Source organism: Rhizobium sp. T1470, assembly GCF_042140505.1.
GTDB lineage: Bacteria > Pseudomonadota > Alphaproteobacteria > Rhizobiales > Rhizobiaceae > Rhizobium > Rhizobium favelukesii.
This window is the reverse complement of the sequence record NZ_CP148094.1, coordinates 428,478-450,632: the sequence shown is the minus strand read 5'-3', so window position 1 is coordinate 450,632 and position 22,155 is coordinate 428,478. Positions and strand designations below refer to the sequence as shown.

Below are 22,155 nucleotides of genomic sequence, written 5' to 3'. Positions count from 1 at the left end.
GTCAATCCTACCAGCCTTGGCTACTATTGGTTTTCCTTGGTTTGCCCCATGATTTCCTGGGCCGTGAAATTGATGCCGCAGGTGGGGAAGGAGTTGCCGACGAAGAAATTGTCGGACTGATCAGGGTAGTAGTCCTGGTCTTTCTTGAAGTCGGGGTGCGACACCAATGCCGTCGGTAGCTTGACGGCCTGCGGAATTACCTGCCCCTCGAGCGCGGCGATCGCCGTCTTGATGGCGACCGCGACCTGTGCTGGACCGGTTCCTGCGGACGAGCACATCAGACCGTCTCCAGCGTGAGCGGCGCAGAGCTTGCGGAAGCCATTTTCCGTCTCGCCGCCGAAAGGCACGAAGGGATGCTTTGCGTCCATCATCGCCTGGACGACGCCCGTGTCGCCGCCTTGTGCGGTGATGCCGTCAAACGGGCCGTTTGTCGCGATGGCATCTGCCGTCGCCTTCTGGGCAACGCTATCGTCCCATTTGCCGACGACTTCCGTCACGTCGAACTTCTTGCCCGAGGCAGCCAACGTTTCAGTGATTCCATTGTGACGGTCGGTATCGACAGATGTGCCGGCAACGCCTCTCACTTCGAGAATTTTGCCACCATTCGGCAGATGCTTGACAAGCCACTCGGCCCAGGTGACGCCGAGGCCCTTCTGGTCGACGTTGACGTTGATCGCATCCTTCGTGTCCAGCGTGTTATCGAACGCGACGAGCACGACGCCGGCTTCCTTGGCGCGTTTGATCACAGGACCGAAGGCCGTGGGGTTCTGGGCATTGACGACGATCGCATCATAGCCGGCATCGATGAAGTTGTTGATCGCCGAAATCTGCGCTGGCACGTCCTCGCCCGTGGAGACGACCTTAAATTCCTTCAGCTTCGCCTTCACTTCCGGTTGTGCCGCATAGGCCTTTGCGGTCTTTACCATCTGGATGCGCCAGGTATTGGCGATATAGCCATTGGCCAGCGCGATGCGATACGGGCCTTCCTTCTTCGGATATTGTAGAAACTGCGTATCGGAAGCCCACGGCGTCATGCAGCCTGGATCTGCTGCTGGCCCGGATACGACTTTCGGTTCGGCATATGCGGCACTGCAAAGCAGCGCAAGCACGGATGCGGAAACTGCCGCAATGCGCGCAGATTTCGATGTCACGTCTCTAAGCATGGATGTTCTCCTCCTCGGGCAGACCAAGCCGCCCCTCCAATTTTCTAATTGGTATGCTTGGTCCGAAAGGGCTCCATCCCATCCTTTGCGGAACAGGACAAAAAATTAACACAGATGATAGCGCTGTCAATTTTATTTAATAGCGCTGTCAATTGTGGAATATCTATTGATTATCTGTTTTGCTTGATCTCGTGTTTGGATAATCTTCGATGCGCCGAATAACTCTCGACGACGTTGCCAGCCTTGCTGGCGTCAGCCCGATTACAGTTTCGCGGGTATTGCGCAAGCCGGGATCTGTCTCGGAAGCATTGCGGCTGCGCGTCAACAGCGCCATTGAAAACCTGGGCTATGTGCCGAATGTTGCGGCAAGCAGGTTGGCGTCCTCCCGCACCCATACAATTGGCGTGATTGTGCCGACGCTTTATAACGTCATCTTTGCCGAATATCTGTTTGCCCTGCATGACGTTCTGATTGCCGCAGGCTTCCAGGTCATAGTCGTGAACAGCCGATATTCGGAAGTCGAGGAGGAGAATGCGATCAAGGCATTGCTCGGCCAGCGGGTGGAAGCCATCATCATTGCCGGTATTCACCACACCCCTCTGTCGCGTCAGCTTCTGATGAAGGCGAACCTTCCGGTTGTCCAGACGTTCGAGTTGTCCGACGATCCCATCAACCTCAACATTGGCATGTCACAGGAGCGCGCCGGCCATGCTGCAACCCGCCATCTCATTGACCGCGGGTTTCAGCGGATTACCTTCCTGACCGGCAATCTCGACCACCGTGCCCAGTCGCGGTTCGACGGCTATCATACGGCGATGCAGGAGGTGGGATTGAGAAGCATGGGAATGATTGCCCATAGACCTCGCCACAGTTCGGTGGCGCTCGGATCCGAGCTCTTTGGTGAGATGCACGACCGGGGCGATCTTCCCGAGGCGATCTTCTGTACTGACGACAACTTGGCGCTCGGCGCTATGCAGGAGTGCAGAAAACGTCGCATCCGCGTGCCGGATGACATCGCGATCATGGGCTTTCACGACCTCGAATTCTCGGCATGTGCGGCTCCTTCCCTCTCCTCAATCGCCACCCGTCGCTATGAAACCGGCAAGCTTGCGGCCGAAAAGGTTCTCTTGGCGCTCGATGCATCTACAAGGCAGAGCAACGAGCAAATCAATATGGGATTTGCCCTTGTCCCGCGCGAAAGCACGTCTGGCGACGCAGGCCATCGCTAACCGCAGTAACGCGCGAAGTCTCGAAGCGATGCGGCACCTATCATTGAATTTTGGCTGCCTATTCTACCTGGCGTTCAGTCGCTATTTAAGCAAGCGGGCCTTCATTTAAATAGGGAAGGAGCTAAGCCAAGATAATTGCTCTTAAATAAGCATGGCCCGGTCGAACGCCTTGAAAGGATAATAACCGCAGCATCGACTCGCCGATAATCATTTACCCGCGATAGGCGTAAACGGCTGAACGCCCGCTATCATCGGCACCCGCCCGAGCCTGATCAAACAGAAGCGCCATCGGCTAGACGAGCCCAAAAGATGAGCGGGCCTCCAGACAGGCGCCGTCTCCCGGGACACAGGCGCGACAAACATCAGGCCGAAGCTCGTAAACCAAGCATGATGTGCTCGAACCGACGCAACCGGCCAAGGCAGAGCAGCGCGCGCCGTAACACCGCATTCCCCCCTGATCCTCCGAGACGAACCGCGGCGGTAGGGAGTCGAGATCAGCTTCTGTCTCAGTGGAAAATCTTGGCCAAGTGGGCGAAAACGAGCAGCAAGCGCCGCAGGCCTGGCAGTCAAGGTCGATCGGAGTGGGCAATGGCATGTCTCACTTTCCAAAGTATGAACGGCGGCTCTTGCTACACAACTGTGTCTAATTTGCCAGTGATCGCTGGAGGTAGGGTGGAAAAGCGTGGTGATGTAGCATTGGAGCATCTACGCCACCTCATAGAAAACCTCCTGCATCAACAAGGTCCTCCGAGATCGCAGGTCCGCTACCAAATGCAACCTTCCACCCATGCAATCATTGCGGTTGATCGAAATGCATTGGCGCTGTAGGTTCGCCTCGCAATTCAAACGGCCAAGACAATGAAAAGGAACTTTCATGCCGGAAGGTACGGTTAAATTCTTCAACAATGACAAGGGATTCGGGTTCATTACGCCAGACAATGGCGGACCGGATGTCTTCGTTCATCTCTCTGCTTTGCAGCGTGGCGCCTCGCTCCGCGAAGGCGACAAGGTCAGCTATGAAGTGGGCCAGGATCGCAAGACCGGGAAGTCGAAGGCCGAAAACGTCTCCGTCATCTGACCGAATGACCGAATGGTTTTAGCCCGGTCTGTGAATTCGGACGGGCTAACTCTCTTTGTCAGGGAACCAGAACTGCCCGGCCAGCCATGCGCAAACTCGCAGCGGTGTGTCGCTCGACAGCCCCAATGACCGGCGTTCCCTGAAAAACACGCCGCTGAAAGGCGACGTCTTCCATCAGGACCTTCCACGCTTCTACAGCGAAACAACTGAGCAATGCGCCCAGGACGAAACCCTGAGTTGGGGCGCGATCAGCGGTCCCGGCGCCAACGTGCTGCTGTGATTCCCGAGGAAATTTGGTATAGACGCCTACGCCTGAATGGCGCGCGGTGAAATTCCACCATTGAGTGGTTTGTTGAGCATCGGGCAGAAGAAGCCCTTGCGGACACGCCGGTGGTGTTGATGGTGGGACCACGCCGGCTTGGCAAGACGACGCTCGTCCGAAAAATGGGGACTTCCAACCGCACCTACATCACACTCGATGATCAGACAGTGCTCGCGACTGCCAAATCCGATCCCGCCGGGTTCATCCGTGGCTTGGACAAGGCCCTCATCGATGAGGTGCAGCGTGCCCCAGACCTGTTACTGGCTATCAAGAAGACGGTTGATTAAGACTATCGTCCCGGTCGCTTCCTCGCCGGGGCGGATGGACGCAGCGTCGCATGCCACTTCCCGCTCGCAGCCGAACCGGTTGTCACGCCTCAGGCGATAACGGGATAGCCATAACGCGTAGCACCCCGATCAAGCTGCGCCAGCACTTCGTAGTCCGCATCGCCGAGCAGACTGATGCCGCGCAGCGAAAGTATGCCACATATCTCGGCAAGCGCGGGATCGGCGATGGTCTGCGCCAACACCCGGCGAAGGATCCCCAGGTCGTTTGCGGACGTCGCGGCGGCGGTGATGAAGGGCAGGCCCGGCCCCTTCGCCGTTTGCGCGAGGATGCGCACGCCCGCGACACAGTCGGGATCGAAGCGCAGGGTGTTGCCGAAGGTCACGCAGTCGATCGCCGCGACATCCGCCTCCCCGCTCAAGACAGCATCGATGCTTGCCCGATGACCGCCGGTCTCCAAGACCGAGGAGAAAAACCGGCCATCGATGGCATGAGGCGCCACGAAAGCGCGAAAGAGGTTGTAGCCCGAATTGCTGCGGGGCTCATTGATCGCAGCGCGCGTGCCCCTCATGTCCTCAATCGACTGTGCCGGCGACTTCGCATTGACGATAATGAAGCTGCATTTGAGCGGTCCATCGCAGCCCGGCAGTCCATAGACGGGCGACGCCACCAACTGAACCTTGCCGCGAAGATGCTGGACATAGGGGTATCCGCATGCCTGGCCGAACAGCAGGTCAGGGCGAAGCCACGCCTCGTCGTAGCGGACTTCGTCGTCGAGCGCCTCCGGCGCGTCGAGCCCATGGGCGCGAATGCGCTTGCCCAACGCCACCCAGAACTGCCGCGTCGCCTCCATGATCGGTGGCGGGCTGACGTACATGGCGAGGCTGGCAAGGGGCATCGGACAACTCCGGAAAGTGACTCAAAAACGTCTGCAATACATAGATTTAAATCGCAATGAGATTTCTTTGTTGAAAGGATGCCTTCCGTGAACCTGCCCTCGGAAGTAGCCTGCGCCATACCGCGATGGCGGTAGCGGCCTTTACAAGCGGGAGTTTGCAGCGCGGCCACGGATCCAGACCCGAGACGGCGCAGGCGCTAATGACGCCTCGCCGCCACCCATGATCCAATAGCACCTATTTTAGACCCCTCACCGCCGGGCTGAACACCAAGAGGCTCAGGATCTCGAATAGCACCTGTGCACCGGCCTGTGCGGTGTTGGTGGTGCTGTCATACTGAGGGGCCACCTCCACGACATCGCCACCGACGAAATTGAGACCTTTCAGGCCCCGCAGCAGTTCCAGCGCCTCACGGCTGGTCAGGCCGCCGATCTCAGGCGTTCCAGTACCTGGCGCAAAGGCCGGGTCGAGGCTGTCGACATCGAATGACAGATAGGTGGGACCATCGCCGACGATTTGCCGGGCTTTCTCAATAATCGCGGGGATGCCCATGCCGTCGATGTCCTCCGCATGGATCACTGTCATGCCGGATTCATAGGAGAACTCCCAGAGATATTCAGCAGGTCCCCTGATGCCGATCTGGATGGTACGGGTCGGATCGAGAACGCCATCCAGAACGGCATTGCGCATGGGACCACCGTGATGGAATTTCGTCTGGTCGAACGGGCCACCCGTGTCGCAATGGGCGTCGATATGGATGAGGCCGACGGGCTCCTTGGCGCCGACTGCCTTGAGAATCGGATGGGTTATGGAATGGTCACCCCCGACGGAAAGCGGAATGACGCCTGCTTCGACGATCTTGCGGATCGCGGCCTCGATATTCTCATGGCATTGCTCCAGCCGGTAGCGGCTCCCGAATGGGATGTCACCGATATCGGCTACACGCAGATCGTAGGCAGGAGCGCAGTCGAGCACGTGATTATATGGACCAATGCGTTCAATACCGCGCACGGCCCTTGGTCCAAATCGCGAGCCCGGCCGATTGCTGACGCCGAGATCCATGGGGACGCCGACAGCCGCGACCTGTAGGTCGCCGAAATCGGGGGCGGCGAAATCGACCTCCCTGTAAGGCAGACCTGCGAAGGTCGAAATGCCGGAATAGGGAGCAGCGCGTGTGCCCCCCTTGAAAATCTTTTCTGCGACGCGGCGGAAGCGGGGATCGAAAAATTCGGCGCTATCGGCAAATTTCTTGCGCAGATCCTCAAGGTGCTTCTTCAATTCAACCATCATCCTGTCCTTCCTATAACATTGCACGGCAATATGAGTGACCAGCGCGCAAGCCCGGGCGATTTGCCGCCCTTACGGCCGCGGCGAAAGATGCTCGTGGATCGCCAGCCACTCGCCCGTTGCTTGCTTCTCGAAAACGATCGTTTCGCGCTCGGTGCTCGTCGAAGGCCCGCCGTTGAAGGCAAGGTCCGTCTCGACGGAGTGGGTGAATATGGCAACGGAGCCGGCGATCTGAACATCCCTGTCGCTGGAACGGCAGGCGCGGACACGAAATCCGTCGCGTGTCTCCCACAATGTCCATTCGGACTCATACTCCGCGCGCGTGCGAAGGCAACGGTCGAGATTATGAAATATGAAGGTGGCCTGGGGCGCAAAGGCCGAGAAGTAGCCGTCACGATCGTGTCTGCCGAAGGCCTCGACGAGACGATCTGCGGCCGCAAGCACAGCGTGTTCCTGGTGTTCCATTTGTGACGTTCCTGCTATTGAATTTTGGGGCTGATCAAAACGGCAAGCGGCCTGTTCTGCCGTGCGACGCGTTCCTTGAGTGTCTCAAGTGTCATCGCTTCATCTTTGACGAATTCAAGGAACATCATGTTGAGGTTGTTGAAGGCCATCTGACCCACCGCGACCGCGTCGATCCCCGGCATCACAGCGCCGCGAAGCTGCAGTTTCTGCACCAGCATTGAAACCTGTTCGCACAGGCGGCCATCGAGTTCGGTATATCGGCGGCTGAACGGGCTCTCGGGCTGCTGGATGGAGATCGCCATGGCCGTGCGCCACATCTCCTTGCTGAGATAGACGAGCGAATGATCGAAATATTGGTCGATCAGGACTTGAAGCGCTTCCAGCGTCGTGGCCGGTGGATTTTCAACGATGCCCTTGCCGGACGCCAACACTTCCTCGACTTCCATGGAAACAGTGGCGACCAGGATGTCTCCCTTGTTTTCATAGTAGTTGTAGAAGGTGCCGACCGATACCTCTGCACGCTCGGCTATGTCTTCGATGCGGGCACAGTCATATCCGACATCCCGAAAAAGGCTCGTCGCCGCTTCCAGTATGCGGCGATTGCGATCGGCTTTCTGCTTGGCGCGCAGTCCCGTCATGGTCGACTCTCTCAAATAATGAATCCCCTCAAAAATGATATTGACTTAAAAAATGAACTCATTCAATCTTTTTCGTGAAGGCGCCGGAATGAGCGTCACCGACAGAGGGCAACGTCATGTTTGATATTACTGAAAGCGCTTTTGCGCATCGATTTCTGGCCTCGGCCGCCACCCTGGCGCTCGCCGTATCAACAACTGCGATCAACCCGTCGCCAGTCCTGGCGCAGGAGGAATTGAATGCGCTCGTCTGGTGTGACCACACGGATCCCGCCTTGATCGAGCCTTTCGAGAAGGCCAACGACGTCAAGGTCAATCTGAAGGAATACGAAGGAACCGGTGCCGGTCTTTCCATCATCGACCAGTCACGTCCAGGAGATTGGGATGTGCTCGTTATCGATGGGGTCGACGTGCAACGCGCCGTCGACAAGGACATCCTTGCGGAGATCCCGGCCGATGCGCTTCCGAATGCGGATATCTTCTCCGAAGTCCGGATGGAAGCCAACAATACCCGCGACGGCAAGACCTACGCCGTCACCGAGAAATTCGGCTATAACACGGTTTCCTACGACAAAACGAAAGTCGATCCGGCCGACTTGAAGGACATGTCCAAGCTCTGGTCGGAGAAATACAAGGGCCGGATCGCCGTCTACGACTATTATCTACCGATGATCGGACTGACCGGCATCGATCTTGGCAAGACGACGGCAAGCCTGACGGATGCCGACCTGCCGGCAATCAAGGACAAGCTGTTTGCACTCAAGGCGAACGCCAAGCAGGTCAGCGATGTCGTCTCGTCGCAAACGGCACTTGCGACAGGCGAGGTCGACATTGTCTTTGGTGGCGGCGAATGGCTGACGGCGGGACTGGTGAAAGACAAGCCCAATCTCGATTGGGTCATTCCCGAGCAGGGCGCGGTACGCTGGGCGCAGTCGATCGGCGTCATGAAGGACTCCACGAAAAAGGATCTCGCCCTAAAGTTCGTGCAATACATCGTTAGCCCGGAAGGGCAGGCGCGGCTTGCGACCTCTTCCTGCTACTGGGCGATGCCGGCAAACGCAAAGGCCGACGAACATCTGAGTGCCGAACAGAAGACCGCTTTGCGCTGGAACGAGCAGGCCGACTATCTGAAGCGCACGCAGCTTTATCCGATACCAAGCGCGGAACTGGACGCAAAGATGCAGGACGTCTGGACCGAGATGCTGCAGAACTGACGGCTTTGTCCTTTCGCGAGTGCGATCACCTTGCCCTCTCCCCGCCAACGGGAGAGGAAGTCGGAGGCTTGCCCATGGCTGTTATTTCGCTTGAGGATACAGAGCGCCGCAAGGCCTGGGGTTTCGTTGCCCCGGCGCTTGCCTGGACGGTCGTCTTCTTCGTGGCACCGTTTCTGTTCATGGCCGCCATGAGCCTCCGGGCGCAGCAGGGAGGCTCGATCGTCCGCGTCTGGAACTTTGGCAATTACATCGCCTTTTTCGAGAAGGGCGCGCTTTTCCGGGGACTGACGAATTCCCTGGAAATCACCGCCATCGTGACGGTTCTCTCGATCCTGCTTGCCTATCCTCTGGCCTGGATCATCGCCGAGCGGGTGCCGCAGAAATTCCAGCGAACGGCGCTGATCCTTGCGGTCCTGCCGTTCTGGACATCCTACGTCGTGCGCTCTTATTCCTGGCTGCTCGTGCTGTCGCGCAACGGCGTCATCAATCAGACACTGATGAACTTGGGCGTCATCAGTGAACCACTGGAACTTGCCAGCAACCGCACGGCGACGGTGATCGGTTTTGTCCATTTCTTCGTGATGCTTCTCACTCTGACGATCTATGCCAATCTGGTGCAGCTTTCGCCAAATTATCGCCGCGCGGCCGCCGATCTCGGGGCAAATGCATATCAGACGTTCCGGCACGTCATCTTGCCGCTGACCATGCCGGGTATCATGACCGGGGCTTTCCTGACCTTCGTGCTCTGCATTGGCGATTACGTCACGCCGCAGATTCTTGGCGGCAACAATGAGCTTGTGCTGCCGCAAATCATCATGCTGCAGCTCGGTCGTCGTGCCGATTTCCCGATGGCCGCCGCACTCTCGATCATTCTGATGCTCGCCGTTACCGCGGCATATGTCGCCTGTGCGCGGTGGCTAAAGATCGAGAGGACGTAATGACACGCAACACGATCACCGGCATCGTCTCGAGCGTCTACGCAGCTCTGATCTTCGGCTTCATTTTCCTGCCGGTGATCGTGCTTGTGCTGTTTTCTTTCCAGGATGGACGCCTGCCGGTGCCGCCGTTCAACGGATTTTCCCTGCAGTGGTATGAAGCGGTCTTTGCCGATCGCAAGCTGATGTCTGCGTTGCTGCACTCCTTCCTGGTGGCGACGATATCGTCTTTCGTCGCTTGCCTTCTCGGATTTCTGTCCGCCTATGCGCTCGCGCGCTTCAAGCTGCCGGGCTCTGCCTGGCAACGCGGATTGCTCATCGCGCCGATGACAGTCAGCTACCTCATCATTGCGCTTGGGCTTTTGACCGTCCTCAACGTGTTGGGCATCAGCCTTTCGCTCTGGACGGTCGGCATCGGTCACGTGGTGATCAATCTGCCGCTTTGCTTTGCGATCATCTATTCGTCGATGGGGGATCATCACATCAACATCGAGCGCGCGGCGCGCGATCTCGGCGCGAGTGATGTCAAGGTCATGGCCTTGGTGACGGCACCGATGCTACTGCCGTCGCTGCTTGCCTCCTTCTTCCTGTCGATGACCTTCAGCTGGGATGAGTTCATCATCGCCTTCCTGCTGTCGCGCTTCGACGTGACGCTGCCCGTCGAAATCTGGAGCCTGCTTCGTTCGGGCCTCAACCCCAAGACCAATGCCATCGGCTCACTGGTGTTCCTCGTTTCCGTCACCGTGCTGATCATGCTGGAAGTGTTCCTGTTCGGAAGGACAAAAAAATCATGACCGCTCCGGTTTCAATCGAGAACGCGACGAAAACCTTCGGCAGCTTCACGGCGCTCGATGACGTTTCCCTCGACATCGCTGCGGGCGAATTCATCGTCCTTCTCGGGCCGTCCGGCTGCGGCAAGACCACACTTCTGTCCATCCTTGGAGGCTTCCTGTCGCCGACGAAGGGGCGGATCGCGATCGGCGGCAGGGACATGACCAACGTCCCGCCGGCGAGACGTCCGACGACAACGATGTTTCAGGACTACGCGCTGTTCCCGCATATGAAGCTCAAGGACAATGTCGGCTTTGGCCTCAGAATGCGCGGCGTCGGCAAGGCCGAGCGCGAGGAGCGCGCCAAGGGCTTCCTCGACCTTGTCGGCCTCAAGGCTTCTGCCGACAAGAAGCCGCATGAGCTTTCGGGCGGTCAGCGCCAGCGTGTCGCTCTGGCCCGGGCTCTGGCCGTCGACCCCGACGTGTTGCTGCTCGATGAGCCGCTCGGCGCCCTCGACCTCAAGCTTCGCAGGCAGATGCAGGACGAGTTGAAATCGATCCAGAAACGCGTCGGAACGACTTTCGTCCACGTCACCCATGACCAGGAAGAGGCCATGGCGATCGCAGACAGGATCGTGGTGATGAACCAGGGCAAAATCGAGGATTGTGGACCGCCGTCCGACATCTACATGCGGCCCCGCTCGCGCTTTTCGGCCGGTTTCATGGGCGAGGCGAACTTTGTTCCAGCGAAGGTCAAGAGTGTCGACGTTGGCGGCGCCAAACTCGAGACGCCAATCGGCAGCATAGTCATCGCGCGAAGCAATTTCACAGGCGGGGCACCAGTCGAAGGCCGGACTGTAACGTTGTGCATACGACCGGAGCACTTCCGGCGCGCAACCGAAGCGGCTGAACTGGGGACGGCTCTTGGCGAAGCCGTCGTGACAGGCATCGCATTTTTTGGAACGCATTACCGCTGCCATCTCAAAGCAACAGACGCGCCGGGTCTCTCGATTGTCGCACACATGCCGCAATCGGCGGAGCTTGTGGAAGGCACGCGCGTTGCGCTTGCCGTCAATCCGGCCGATATCGTAGCTTTGCCAGACCACGCCAGGAATTGATCCAATGGAACGCATCAGCCCGGACAAGTGGTATCAGACCCGGCGCCTGGACGACGGCGTTACGGCGATCTCGGAGCCGTTTATTCAGGAGTTCTATCGCTGCAATATCTGGCACGTGCGCGGCCGCGACCGAGACTTGCTCGTCGATAGCGGCATGGGGGTCGTCTCGCTGCGCGAATGGGTGCCGCTGGTGACGGAGCGCGAGGTGATCGCCGTCGCCAGTCACACGCATTTCGACCATATCGGTTGCCACCACGAATTCGAGTGCCGCGCGGTGCATAGCGCGGAGGCCGACCTGATTGCGAACCCCACCAGGGCAAATACGCTTGCCGACCCTTACGTCACCGACGGAATTTTCGATGCGCTGCCGCCGCAACCCTATTGCTCGAAATGCTACGGCGTGAAGAAGGCCGCGGCGACGCGCATTTTGGAGGATGGCGACGTGATTGATCTCGGTGATCGAACGTTCGACGTTATCCACACTCCCGGTCACTCTCCCGGCGGAATCGCCCTGTGGGAAGCAAAGACCGAGACGCTTTTTTCCGGCGATTTCCTCTATGACGGGCCGTTGATCGAGGACACCTATCATTCCGACGCGACGGATTATGTCGCCTCGATGGAGCGACTTTTGACAATTCCGGCCCGCGTCGTGCACGGCGGGCATTTTCCGAGCTTCAGCGGTGAGCGATACCGCGCGCTGATCACCGATTGGCTGAAAAACAAACAGAAAAAGATGTGACGGGAGGACAGGACATGCTCGACAAGCGTAAATTCTATATCAACGGCGAATGGGTTGTTCCCCTTGCGGCAAATGATCTCGAGGTTCTCAATCCCGCCTCGGAAAAGCCCGTTGCGGTCATCTCGATGGGCACTGCCGTCGATATCGATCGCGCCGTGGCCGCCGCCAAGACCGCATTTGCAACCTACGGCCGCTCGAGCGTCGACGAGCGCCTCGCACTTCTGGAAAAGCTTCTCGACATCTACAAGCGTCGCTACGAGGAGATGGCCCAGACGATCACGCTCGAGCTCGGGGCGCCGATCACCATGAGCCGGGAACAGCAGGCGGATGTGGGTGTTGGTCATCTTCAAGGCTTTATCGATGCCTTGAAGCGCCTTTCCATGCGCGAGGAATTGCAAAATGGCGACATTCTTTTACGCGAGCCAATTGGCGTCTGCGGCCTTATTACGCCCTGGAACTGGCCGATCAACCAGATTGCGCTGAAAGTGGTGCCTGCCCTTGCTACCGGCTCGACATGCGTGCTGAAACCGAGCGAGTTCACGCCACTCAACGCGATGCTCTATGCCGAGATGATCCACGAGGCCGGTTTTCCGGCCGGCGCGTTCAACCTCGTCAATGGTGACGGTCTCAACGCGGGTGCAGCGCTATCGAAACACGCCGACGTTGACATGGTATCGTTTACCGGTTCGACGCGTGCTGGTATCGCCGTTAGCAAGGATGCGGCCGATACAGTCAAGCGTGTGACGCTGGAGCTCGGGGGCAAGTCTCCTAACATCGTCTTCGACGATGCCGACCTTGAAGATCGCGTCACCGGCAGCATCCTTGAATGCTTCAACAATTCTGGGCAATCCTGCGATGCGCCGACCCGTCTGCTGGTGCAGAAGCCGGTCTATGCGAGGACGCTCGAAATCGCTGAGCGCGTCGGTCGTGAGGTCAGCGTCGGCCAGCCGGCGCAGGAAGGAACCCATATCGGCCCCTTGGTCAGCGACATACAGTTCGCGCGGGTGCAGGCGCTGATCGAAGCGGGTATTGCCGAAGGAGCTCGACTCCTGACAGGTGGTGCCGGCAGGCCTGACGGTTACGAGGTGGGGTATTTCGTCAAGCCGACGATCTTCGTCGATGTCGACAACTCGATGCGAATTGCCCGCGAGGAGGTGTTCGGGCCGGTGCTGACCATCATGCCGTTTGAGACGGAAGACGAAGCGATCGCGATCGCCAATGATACCAGCTACGGCCTCGCGGCGTACGTTCAGACCAGCGATCTCGCGCGCGCCGAGCGCGTGGCGGCAAAGCTGCGGGCAGGAATGGTCCATATTAATGGCGCGCCCTATCGCTACGGGAGTCCCTTCGGCGGCTATAAACAATCGGGCAATGGGCGCGAAGGCGGGATGTTTGGACTTGAGGATTTCTTAGAGGTCAAGACGCTCCACCGTCCCGATGCAGCCTGAGCAGGGACCGCGAGAAGACCGCGTTTGCGGGAGGCAGCAGGATCAGCCGACATGGGTGTAATGGCGGGTGTAATAGCATCCTTCAAGTTCTGAATGGGCTGGAGGTTTGCCGATACAGCTTTTCGATAATCGCGTAGCGGACAGTTTATGCGTGCGAGCGGATGCTCACCTCGAAAGGCTAGGGCAGCGAAGATTCGCGGTTTGGAAAGCAACTTTCCGAGAAGGGTGACTCTCGTGCGTATGACAGAATGATCAATTGGCCTCGAGAGCGGGCAAAAGGATCTGGAAGCGCAAGGTGGAATTCATGCAATTGTCGGCGTCATCGACCAGGAGTAACTGTCCAGTGCATGATGCTCTTTTTGAGGAAGAGCCGCCAAACAAGACGACCTATCGGGCTGACTAGCTCGTCGCGAATCCGACGAGCGTTAGGGAACCATTCCCGCGCACAAAGGTTCTACCTATGCAACGCAGCCCAATTCAACGTTGCGCGGTGACTGGCATCGCCCTAAAACGCCAGTCAAGGGGCTCGGTGCTCCGCTAGCGCCGGGCTCTTGTTTTTTGGGAACAAAGTTCCGGTCCAATGACAATACTGGCTTGAATAGCATCTGCGCGCCAGACAGGCATGCTTGTCACGACTATCCTAACTTAAAGGCCCGGGCCCCCTTTAATTTCAGCTTTTTGAATCCGCAGCGCGTCCAAAACGCAACCGCGAGAAGGATGTTAAGAACAGGGGAGATTTGTGGCATGGAATCGGCAACAGACTCCGGAACTGGCGTAGTTGTAGCGAAGCGGACGGAGCATTCCGCTGCGAAGTCAGCGGCGTACTTATTGTCGACAACAGCCACTTTCCAGCGCCGTCCAGGGGCTTAGGAACTACTGCCTTAGGGCTTTGGAAGGTGACTTCGGCGTCTGCTGCCCTTAAGCGCGCAAGAACAGATACGACGCTATCGCGACTAAAATAAACATGGCTATTAGGACCGCCAAGTTGGTCGCTATATCTTGGTAGTCGTAGGTACGGACGGCGCGAACGATTTTCTCCCACTGATATCGGGCTGTGTAAGTGGACGGCATGTTGGCCTCCTTCGTGTCGGCCGTGATGTCTTTGCTTGGCGAGGCTCGACGTTTGGTCGCAAGACCTTGCACACACAGCGCTCCCTATCGGCGTGAAAGTCAACGCAATAAAACGGCTGCGCCTCTCCTGTGACTTATTCTGAGCGCAGAGTGTTTGTTACCAGCAGCATATGAACCGGGCCCTGCCGCCAGAGGGCAAGACCTTCGCCCCAACCAAAGGAGGGCGGCGTGATGTCTTCCGTGTACAATCAACGCCGGGACAATGAGCCCTCGACGTTGCAACGCGTTCTCAAGCGCGCAAACTATGCAACCGCCGATATGGAAACCGCAGAAGGCGATGCGTCTCATGACGAGGCCATTGTCATCCGTAGGATTCAAGCCGGCACTATTCCGTCCAAGAACTACCCTGCGTCGAAACGACGTAGGCGGAACGCCGATCCGAATGCTCTCGCCACATGGGAGAACGAAGGAGGGGCGGTCCGTCCGTCGAACAAGAGGCGCAGTTGATCCAGAGCTTGACCGCCGTCACTCGACTCGCCTGAGTTTCGAGCGCGGCCACCAATCCGCCTGCGATCCGTCGCCACCGGACAACCCAGCCTTCGGCATTCCGTGTTTCGAGGAGCTACGCGAAAATCTAAAGGGCGAAGAGCAAGCGAGAGCGATATCGGCCGCGACGCAAAGCTCGAGTCTATCCTCCTGTCCATGTTCCGAGGATCCGGAATGCGAGACTATCGATGAGAGAGCGCAAGCTGGGTCGAGATCGATCGAGCGGTTGGTTGATAGAGGCGCGGATCGTGCAAGCGGCCGCACAGTGACGGAGAGACAGGATACTCGCTCACGGCGGAGTTAGGCAAAGGCCGAGCGCATCGTTCAGTGGCGGCGACTTGCTTCGTAAGCCGTACTTGACGCAACGCCAACTTGAGCTAAATTCAACTCATCATGTCTCCAGCGACCGACCACGGATGTACTGGCAGTTGTTGTTGAGGCAGATTGAGAAAGGTCGGCGCGGAGGGAGGTGCCGACCTTTTTTCTTTGCCGTTGGTCACCCGATTCGTTGCGCGCGGGGAAAAGCGCGCTCAACTTTGAAATATTCTTTGATCATGCCAGGCGCGCTCGCCGCGATCAGGCATTGGATCAAATGGAAGGCGTGGCTGGGAGTCGGCCTGAAGAGGCTGAGAACGAGGAGGCTTGGCCATGAATGCGCAATGTCAGAGGAGTTGAACTAATCTTGAAGCGAGTATTGCTGCCGCTAATCTCTTCGTTCGACGTCAAAGGACCCGTCGCTGCTGCCTCGCTACCTCTGCCTCGATCCTCCCATTAAAACATCAACGTCTCGTGTGATTGATGATGTTCGGTGGAGCGCGCATTTGCTCCTGAGCGGTCGGGGCCAGCGTCAGGTCGACCTTGAGCAGGTTCCCAATCTAGGACGACAGTACGACTGAGATCATGGTCGCGATCAAGCAAATCTTACAAGAAAATGAACTCGAACGTGTCGGTCGGTCGGCTACTGCTGGAGGATTCCGGCCCAAGCGCAAGCAATGGTAGTGGAGTGGCCATGGTCGGAGGTGAGAGATCGACCGCTGCCGTCACACCGAGAGGTTGGGAAGAGTTGCGTATCGCGAAGACTATGAGCGGCTGTTGAACAAAATGGTTTCGAAGAGTGGCAGTAGCGCGCGTCGAGGCGGAGCCCCGCGCATGCATTTGGGTGTCTGCGGCCTAGAAGACCTCCATGGGGCTGCATTCAGCGTTGATCCGGAACAATGACCCGCGGACGCTGTTTCCATCTCGTTGCAATGATGCAACCTCTAAGGAGGATAACATGCGATTTAAGCTACTGGCAGCTTCGCTGCTTTCCGTCGCCCTAGCTGGCTCGGCCCTCGCTCAATCCAACCCGGCTCCCGCCGGATCAACGATGGACAAGAATCATACAACTAACGGCGCCGCAAGCGACACCATGAAAATGAAGAAGGTCGACAAAACAGTAACCAACAGCACCGCGCGCACGCTCAATAAGCAAAACTGCAAGAGCGTGAACGGCAAGGGATCGCTGCAGACCCAAGGCGGCAACAGCGGCACGGAGAACACAGAAGACACCTGTGCTGACAACAATAACTAAGCCGTTGCATAATATGGGAGCGCTGAATAGCGGCTTCATGCGTCGCCGGCGGAAACCCCAGAATTGGGTTTTCCGCTGGTTTTCCCGCAAGGCATATTGCGCCGTACGGCGGACCATCCCCCACGATCTTGAATGACACCAAGTCGACGATAGCGTGGTTGGCTCCGTTAATCCTGGAATGTCGCATCGATCGACGTTAACATTTCGCATCTGGAGCATGCAGGCGGAAATGAAGTGAGCATGGCGCTCGCGCAACTCACCGAAGCGATCGGTTTGTGAGCGAGCAGGCCGTGAACGGCGCAGACGCCAGAAGGCCAAGAATGATCGCGGCCGCACTTGGCGCCTTGGGATACCACAGCGAAAGCAACGAGTTCACTCTCCACCATCTGGTGCACTGTGCATCCGATTCTCAAGCACTTTGGCATTGGATAGAAAATTCGCTGACATTCGCGCAGACCGCTTCGGCCTTCCGATTTTCGAGGAACTCCTACTTCTCCGGTCCGTTCTCCTCCCACAACGAAGGAGAAGACAAAATGGCAGAGGAATTGAACGCGGGCTTCACCGGATCGCCTACGGACCAGCCAGAAGGCGTACGTAGAGCCGCGAGGACGGCGACCGACGCGGTGAAACGCGAAACCAACGCGCTTGCAGTTGGCGCGGCACGGCATCCGCATACGGCGACGACACTCGTGCTCGCCATAGGAACTCTGGCATTCGGGATCGGATACCTCCTCGGACGATCGTCGGCCGAAAATCGCAGCTATTGGCACTAGGAACCTTCGATCCCGCGCAGCGTTTTATTCTTAGCAACGCACGCCCAAAGTCGTTGCCGACTGGTATCGCCCAAAGTGCCAGTGTTTTTAGGCCCGGTGCTGCCCCCAGCGCCGGGCACTTTTATGCAAGCTGATCAATCTCAACGAATAGTGCTGGGAAACGTTTGTCGATGACGCGTGCGTCCGCCCCATAGCCGTTCAAAAAAGCGGTCGTGTCTGCGGCTGCAGTGGCACATTCTAGGCGCCGCCATGAAACCGTCGGCGCGCGTTTAGCGTTTCCCCAGCAGGAGGAAAACAGTCATGTCACACGCAATGAATAAGGTTCGAATGCCTCGACCGAATGAGCATGATGTCGCGGAACTCTGTAAAAAACTTGGTTTATCACCCGCGGAAGAGCGCACCTTGCGGCGACTGCTGGGCAAGCACGCTCCGCTTCATGAGATACAGGCCAACGCTTCGCCGAAGCCGCCCAGATTTAGATAGTTAGGCAGTTAGGCGGCGCGAGCGGAGATTTTTTCGTTGATCAGTCGCTGACCGCCCTGCAAGCGAAAGCAACGCCTCGTTGCTTCAATGGATGCTCGATGAGGAAGTACAGGAGACCAACTCAAGACCTTCTCGCAGCACTTACGCAGAAGATCAATTCTATCGCAGTAATTATCTACCAATTCTATGGCCAAAGAAACACCGACCTGAAGCGTCTGCCAAAAAGGAAAAGTCTTTCCTCGAAGCACACCAGCGAATGCTGCATCGTGGCGCCGAATAAATCGGAGGCAGCCCATGAACGCGCAATTGCACCATCTCACCTTGGATCGTCCCGCTGCGACGCGGCTCGAAAATGAGCAGCAAGCCATCGTTGTCGCGCGCGAGCTCGCCGAACGATTTGGTGCAACAGCGTCAAGGCGAGATCACGAGAGGCTGCTGCCCTTCGCGGAGCTCAACGCGCTGTCGCAATCCGGGCTGCTGGCCATCACGGTGCCGGAAGAATACGGTGGCCTGGATGTGTCGAACGCAGTTCTCGCGGAGATCACCGCCATTCTCTCCGAGGCCGACGGCTCGATCGGCCAGATCCCGCAGAACCACTTCTATATTCTAGAAGCGCTTCGCACCAACGGGACGGAGGAACAGAAGCGCCATTTCTTTGCCCGTGCGCTTGCAGGCGACCGGTTCGGCAACGCACTTTCCGAGCGAGGCACGAAAACCGTCGGCCACTATGAAACCCGTATCACCCGCGACGGCTTCGGCTACCGCATCAATGGCAGAAAATACTATTCGACAGGGGTGCTGTTTGCCGATTGGATTGCGATCTTCGCGCTGAGTGAAACCGACCGACTGGTCATGGCCATCGTTCCAAAGGAAACGGACGGCGTGGAGGTCATCGACGATTGGGATGGCTTCGGTCAACGCACGACCGGCAGCGGCACAACGATTTTAAACAATGTCTACGTCGGTGCGAATTCTATTGTATCCCATCATAAGGGTTTTGAGCGCCCTTCGACGATCGGCTCCGTTGGCCAGATCATCCACGCCGGGATCGATCTCGGCATTGCCCGTGCAGCGTTTGCCGAGATGCTGGAATTCGTGCGCACCAAGTCGCGCCCCTGGATGGACAGCGGCGTCGAGCGCGCATGCGACGATCCGCTAACGATTGCGAGGATTGGCCAGATTGCCGTCCGGCTGGAAGCAGCTAGTGCAACCGTCAAACATGCCGGCCGAAAGGTTGATCGGGCGCAAATCGCAACGACCGAGGAGGAGGTTGTGGCGGCGACGCTCGCCGTTGCCGCCGCCAAAGTGCTCACGACCGAGATTGCGATCGAGGCAACCAATACGCTCTTCGAGCTCGCCGGCACCTCCTCGGTAAAGCTCGGCCTGAACCTCGATCGCCATTGGCGCAATGCCCGAACACACACGCTGCACGACCCAGTGCGCTGGAAATACCATGTCGTCGGCAACTATCATCTAAACGGCGTCATTCCACCGAAGAATGGCGCACTGTGATCACATCCTCCCAAAATGACGAACCCCGTTCCCGATTTCGGGAATGGGGTTCTTGCTCATTCAGATCGACAGGATTTCAGCTGTAGAGGCTGACCTCTGGTATCTTGTCGTTCAGCACGAATTCGCCGACCTCCTTTGCCTTGTAGAAGACGGGATCATGGAGGGTGTGGGTGCGAACGTTTCGCCAGAACCGATCGAAGCGGTATCTTTCGGCCGTAGAGCGCGCACCGGTCAGTTCGAAGATCCCCGACGTGATGTCCAGCGAGACATTCGTGGCGTTTATCTTGGCCGCATAGGCCTCCGCCGCCGCTTCGCCGCGTTCGCGAGCCGTCACGTGATGGCCCTTGGCGAGACCAGCTTGAACGACTGCGGCCGCACTGTCGGCAAGGGCTGCGGATGCCTTCAACGAGGCCGTGAACTCACCGACGCGCTGGAGGATATATGGATCCTCAGCTGCACGCTGGACGCCCGATGTTACCCACGGCCGCGTTGTCGTGCGGACGTAGTCGACCGCGGCCGCAAGCGCACCCTCAGCCGTGCCGAGGTAGAAATTCACGAAAACCAGCTGGATAAGCGGCGTGTTAAAGGTCGAAAGCACCGCCGGTGCGGCGTCCGGCGCAGCAGGCGCACCGACAAAGTCTTCTTCGTAGACTGCGAAGTCGCGGAACTCGACGCTGCCGCTGTCGGACAGGCGCTGGCCGAAATTGTCCCAGTCGTCATTGGCGAAATAGCCCGGACGGCTTGTCGGAACGGCAAAGCCGACGACCTTGTCGTTGAGACTCGCATTGGCATTGATGTAATCGGAGACATGCGCGGCGGTGGAAAAGGACTTGCGCCCGTTGAGCACATAGCCGTTGCCTCGCCGTGTCAGCACGAGGCCGGGATCACGCGGATTGACCGCAGCGCCCCAGTAGAGATTTTTTGCAACTGTTTCGTTCGCGAGAGCCCGGGCGCGCGCTTCCTCCAGCGCCCAGTAGATATACTGGCTGTTGACGTAGTGATAGCCGAGGAGCTGACCTATGGAGCTCTCGCCCCGCGCGAGAATGCGCACCAGCCTCAGGCCATCGACCCAGTCAAGACCACCGCCACCGATCTCAGGCGGGTGCAATGCATTCAACAGACCGGCATTTTTCAGCTTGATGATCTCGGCAAGCGGCGGACGACCTTCGCGGTCAAGGTCTGCGGCGCGTCCGGAAATCGCCGCCGAGATTTCCACGGCGCGGGCAAAGAGGTCTTCTCGGGTTATATTGCGGCTGGTTGCGAAGACGACGTTGGATTGGCTCATGGTTCTGAACTCCGACTCATTGAAATGGGATCGGCGGAGGCCGCAAAGCCCCCGCGAGGGATCGAGGCAGGCGGATCAAAAAAGCTTGTCCGGGATCCAGTGTGCGGTCGCCGCGTCGCTCGTGCTGAAGGCCGGGATCTTCTGCGCCAATTCCTCGATCGTCTTGACGCCTGCCGCCCGCAGGCTTTCCTGGGTCAGGAGCGTCGGCTTGACGACGATCTGTGGGGGCACCTCCTCACCAGCCACCTGGAGCGCTGCCGCACGCACGGACACTGCGCCGACAACGGCCGGGTTCGTTGCAACCGTCGCCACCCACGGGCTTCCTTCCTCGGTGATTTCCTGAATGTCGGCTGTCGAAACGTCGGCCGAATAGATCTTCAGCTTCCCGGCGATGCCGAGATCGTTTGCGGCAAGCTTCACGCCGCGGGCGAACTCGTCATAGGGCGCAAAGACGACGGTGGCGTCCGGATTGGCGCTCAGGGCCGCCTTCGCCTGATCGGCCGTCGAGGTTGCCGTCGTGTCGTTGACGACGCCGAAGCGCGTCTTCTCCACGACGCCCGAATTCTGTGACTTGAACTTGTCCCAGACCTCGTTGCGCCGATCGAGAGGCGCAAAGCCTGCAACATAGACATAGGCGGCATTGAAGCTCGCACCGTTGTCCTTCACCGCTTGATCGAGCGCAAGCTGGGCGAGCTCGTGGTCGCTCTGTTCCACCTGGGGAATTCTCGGATTGTTGAGGTTCACGTCGAACGCAACAACCTTGATGCCCTTGTCCAGCGCCTGCTGCGCCACATCGGCGAGCGATTCCGGCAGACCGTGGTCGATCACGAGAGCGGATACGCCAAGATTGATCGCCTGCAGCACCTGCTCGCGCTGCTCTGCCGCATCCTGACGGCCGGGGAAGACCCGCAGGTCGATGTCGAGCGCTTTGGCCTGTGCTTCAGCGCCGGCCTGGTAGGCCTGGAAGAAGTCGCCGGCGGAAATATAGCTGATCAGCGCTATCTTGACGCCCCCCTTGTCGAAGGGAGCGGGTGCACCGGCAAGGCCGTCGGCGAAGGAGGCCTGGGCAAACATCAATGAGATGGCGGCGCTCAAAGCAAGCCGTGCAAGAGATTTCATCGTCGCGTTCCTCTGGTCATAGCAAGCGTCGTCTGACGGACGATAAATCCCCGCGACACATGAAATTATTAGATATAAACTCTATAATTTTAGTAGATTAAATGATCCGATTTTGCGGCCTTTGAGAGATTCTTTGTTCTGTTTGAAACGTCTCGGCGGCAATGGCTTGCCTGGAAGTTGAGCAGCCATGCAAGCCAATATGTCGCCCGGAA

21 protein-coding genes and 1 pseudogene are annotated in these 22,155 nt (G+C 58.2%); 14 read left to right on the top strand and 8 right to left on the bottom strand.

What is annotated here, in order from left to right; translation table 11 throughout:
• Positions 1 to 23 precede the first annotated feature (23 nt).
• Positions 24 to 1,163 carry a sugar ABC transporter substrate-binding protein gene (locus WGT02_RS36560; RefSeq protein WP_024315026.1) on the bottom strand — a complete coding sequence of 380 codons (1,140 nt, stop codon included), beginning with the start codon at positions 1,161 to 1,163 and terminating at the stop codon, positions 24 to 26.
• Positions 1,164 to 1,372: 209 nt separating this feature from the next.
• Between WGT02_RS36560 and WGT02_RS36555 the strand changes: the two genes are divergently transcribed.
• On the top strand, positions 1,373 to 2,392 hold the full coding sequence (locus WGT02_RS36555; RefSeq protein WP_024315025.1) for a LacI family DNA-binding transcriptional regulator: 1,020 nt from the start codon (positions 1,373 to 1,375) through the stop codon (positions 2,390 to 2,392).
• A gap of 292 nt (positions 2,393 to 2,684) precedes the next feature.
• On the opposite strand, the gene WGT02_RS36550 is transcribed toward WGT02_RS36555, so the two are convergent.
• Positions 2,685 to 2,987 carry a YkgJ family cysteine cluster protein gene (locus WGT02_RS36550; RefSeq protein WP_374046190.1) on the bottom strand — a complete coding sequence of 101 codons (303 nt, stop codon included), beginning with the start codon at positions 2,985 to 2,987 and terminating at the stop codon, positions 2,685 to 2,687.
• A 279-nt stretch (positions 2,988 to 3,266) separates the two neighbouring features.
• Between WGT02_RS36550 and WGT02_RS36545 the strand changes: the two genes are divergently transcribed.
• From WGT02_RS36545 to WGT02_RS36535, 3 genes and pseudogenes are all read left to right on the top strand, one after another.
• Positions 3,267 to 3,470, top strand: coding sequence for a cold-shock protein (locus tag WGT02_RS36545; protein ID WP_024315024.1), 204 nt, complete (start codon positions 3,267 to 3,269; stop codon positions 3,468 to 3,470).
• Between the two features lie 106 nt (positions 3,471 to 3,576).
• Positions 3,577 to 3,750 (top strand): hypothetical protein, encoded by a 174-nt coding sequence (locus WGT02_RS36540; protein ID WP_375679885.1) that lies wholly within the window; start codon positions 3,577 to 3,579, stop codon positions 3,748 to 3,750.
• A 59-nt stretch (positions 3,751 to 3,809) separates the two neighbouring features.
• Positions 3,810 to 4,076 (top strand): annotated as a pseudogene (locus WGT02_RS36535) (AAA family ATPase); the annotation flags it as partial.
• 92 nt (positions 4,077 to 4,168) lie between these two features.
• On the opposite strand, the gene WGT02_RS36530 reads toward WGT02_RS36535, so the two are convergent.
• The 4 genes from WGT02_RS36530 to WGT02_RS36515 all read right to left on the bottom strand — a co-directional run bounded on the left by WGT02_RS36530 (position 4,169) and on the right by WGT02_RS36515 (position 7,363).
• Entirely contained in the window at positions 4,169 to 4,975 is an 807-nt protein-coding gene (locus WGT02_RS36530; RefSeq protein WP_024315022.1) for a phosphate/phosphite/phosphonate ABC transporter substrate-binding protein, read from the bottom strand.
• Positions 4,976 to 5,210: 235 nt separating this feature from the next.
• Complete coding sequence (speB, locus tag WGT02_RS36525; RefSeq protein ID WP_208245638.1) at positions 5,211 to 6,260, bottom strand: agmatinase; 1,050 nt, start codon at positions 6,258 to 6,260, stop codon at positions 5,211 to 5,213.
• 72 nt (positions 6,261 to 6,332) lie between these two features.
• Positions 6,333 to 6,725, bottom strand: a complete 393-nt coding sequence (locus WGT02_RS36520) for a nuclear transport factor 2 family protein (RefSeq protein ID WP_208245236.1) — start codon at positions 6,723 to 6,725, stop codon at positions 6,333 to 6,335.
• A 14-nt stretch (positions 6,726 to 6,739) separates the two neighbouring features.
• Complete coding sequence (locus WGT02_RS36515) at positions 6,740 to 7,363, bottom strand: TetR/AcrR family transcriptional regulator (protein ID WP_024315019.1); 624 nt, start codon at positions 7,361 to 7,363, stop codon at positions 6,740 to 6,742.
• Between the two features lie 116 nt (positions 7,364 to 7,479).
• Between WGT02_RS36515 and WGT02_RS36510 the strand changes: the two genes are divergently transcribed.
• From WGT02_RS36510 to WGT02_RS36465, 10 genes are all read left to right on the top strand, one after another.
• Positions 7,480 to 8,574, top strand: a complete 1,095-nt coding sequence (locus WGT02_RS36510; protein WP_208245238.1) for a spermidine/putrescine ABC transporter substrate-binding protein — start codon at positions 7,480 to 7,482, stop codon at positions 8,572 to 8,574.
• A 74-nt stretch (positions 8,575 to 8,648) separates the two neighbouring features.
• Positions 8,649 to 9,512 carry an ABC transporter permease gene (locus WGT02_RS36505; protein WP_024315017.1) on the top strand — a complete coding sequence of 288 codons (864 nt, stop codon included), beginning with the start codon at positions 8,649 to 8,651 and terminating at the stop codon, positions 9,510 to 9,512.
• Positions 9,512 to 10,303, top strand: a complete 792-nt coding sequence (locus WGT02_RS36500) for an ABC transporter permease (RefSeq protein ID WP_024315016.1) — start codon at positions 9,512 to 9,514, stop codon at positions 10,301 to 10,303. Before WGT02_RS36505 ends, WGT02_RS36500 begins: the two co-directional genes overlap by 1 nt.
• Positions 10,300 to 11,397 (top strand): ABC transporter ATP-binding protein, encoded by a 1,098-nt coding sequence (locus tag WGT02_RS36495; RefSeq protein ID WP_024315015.1) that lies wholly within the window; start codon positions 10,300 to 10,302, stop codon positions 11,395 to 11,397. Before WGT02_RS36500 ends, WGT02_RS36495 begins: the two co-directional genes overlap by 4 nt.
• 4 nt (positions 11,398 to 11,401) lie before the next feature.
• Positions 11,402 to 12,136 carry an MBL fold metallo-hydrolase gene (locus tag WGT02_RS36490; RefSeq protein WP_024315014.1) on the top strand — a complete coding sequence of 245 codons (735 nt, stop codon included), beginning with the start codon at positions 11,402 to 11,404 and terminating at the stop codon, positions 12,134 to 12,136.
• Positions 12,137 to 12,150: 14 nt separating this feature from the next.
• Positions 12,151 to 13,584 carry an aldehyde dehydrogenase family protein gene (locus WGT02_RS36485; protein ID WP_024315013.1) on the top strand — a complete coding sequence of 478 codons (1,434 nt, stop codon included), beginning with the start codon at positions 12,151 to 12,153 and terminating at the stop codon, positions 13,582 to 13,584.
• 2,890 nt (positions 13,585 to 16,474) lie between these two features.
• Positions 16,475 to 16,771 (top strand): hypothetical protein, encoded by a 297-nt coding sequence (locus WGT02_RS36480; RefSeq protein WP_024315010.1) that lies wholly within the window; start codon positions 16,475 to 16,477, stop codon positions 16,769 to 16,771.
• 533 nt (positions 16,772 to 17,304) lie between these two features.
• Positions 17,305 to 17,544, top strand: a complete 240-nt coding sequence (locus WGT02_RS36475) for a hypothetical protein (RefSeq protein WP_208245240.1) — start codon at positions 17,305 to 17,307, stop codon at positions 17,542 to 17,544.
• Positions 17,545 to 17,844: 300 nt separating this feature from the next.
• Positions 17,845 to 18,027 carry a hypothetical protein gene (locus tag WGT02_RS36470; RefSeq protein ID WP_082321282.1) on the top strand — a complete coding sequence of 61 codons (183 nt, stop codon included), beginning with the start codon at positions 17,845 to 17,847 and terminating at the stop codon, positions 18,025 to 18,027.
• 294 nt (positions 18,028 to 18,321) lie between these two features.
• On the top strand, positions 18,322 to 19,539 hold the full coding sequence (locus tag WGT02_RS36465) for an SfnB family sulfur acquisition oxidoreductase (RefSeq protein ID WP_208245242.1): 1,218 nt from the start codon (positions 18,322 to 18,324) through the stop codon (positions 19,537 to 19,539).
• Between the two features lie 76 nt (positions 19,540 to 19,615).
• On the opposite strand, the gene WGT02_RS36460 is transcribed toward WGT02_RS36465, so the two are convergent.
• The gene (locus tag WGT02_RS36460; protein ID WP_024315007.1) at positions 19,616 to 20,824 is read right to left on the bottom strand and encodes an acyl-CoA dehydrogenase family protein; all 1,209 of its coding nucleotides are present in this window, start codon (positions 20,822 to 20,824) and stop codon (positions 19,616 to 19,618) included.
• Between the two features lie 75 nt (positions 20,825 to 20,899).
• Positions 20,900 to 21,943, bottom strand: coding sequence for a substrate-binding domain-containing protein (locus tag WGT02_RS36455; protein WP_024315006.1), 1,044 nt, complete (start codon positions 21,941 to 21,943; stop codon positions 20,900 to 20,902).
• Positions 21,944 to 22,155: the final 212 nt, after the last annotated feature.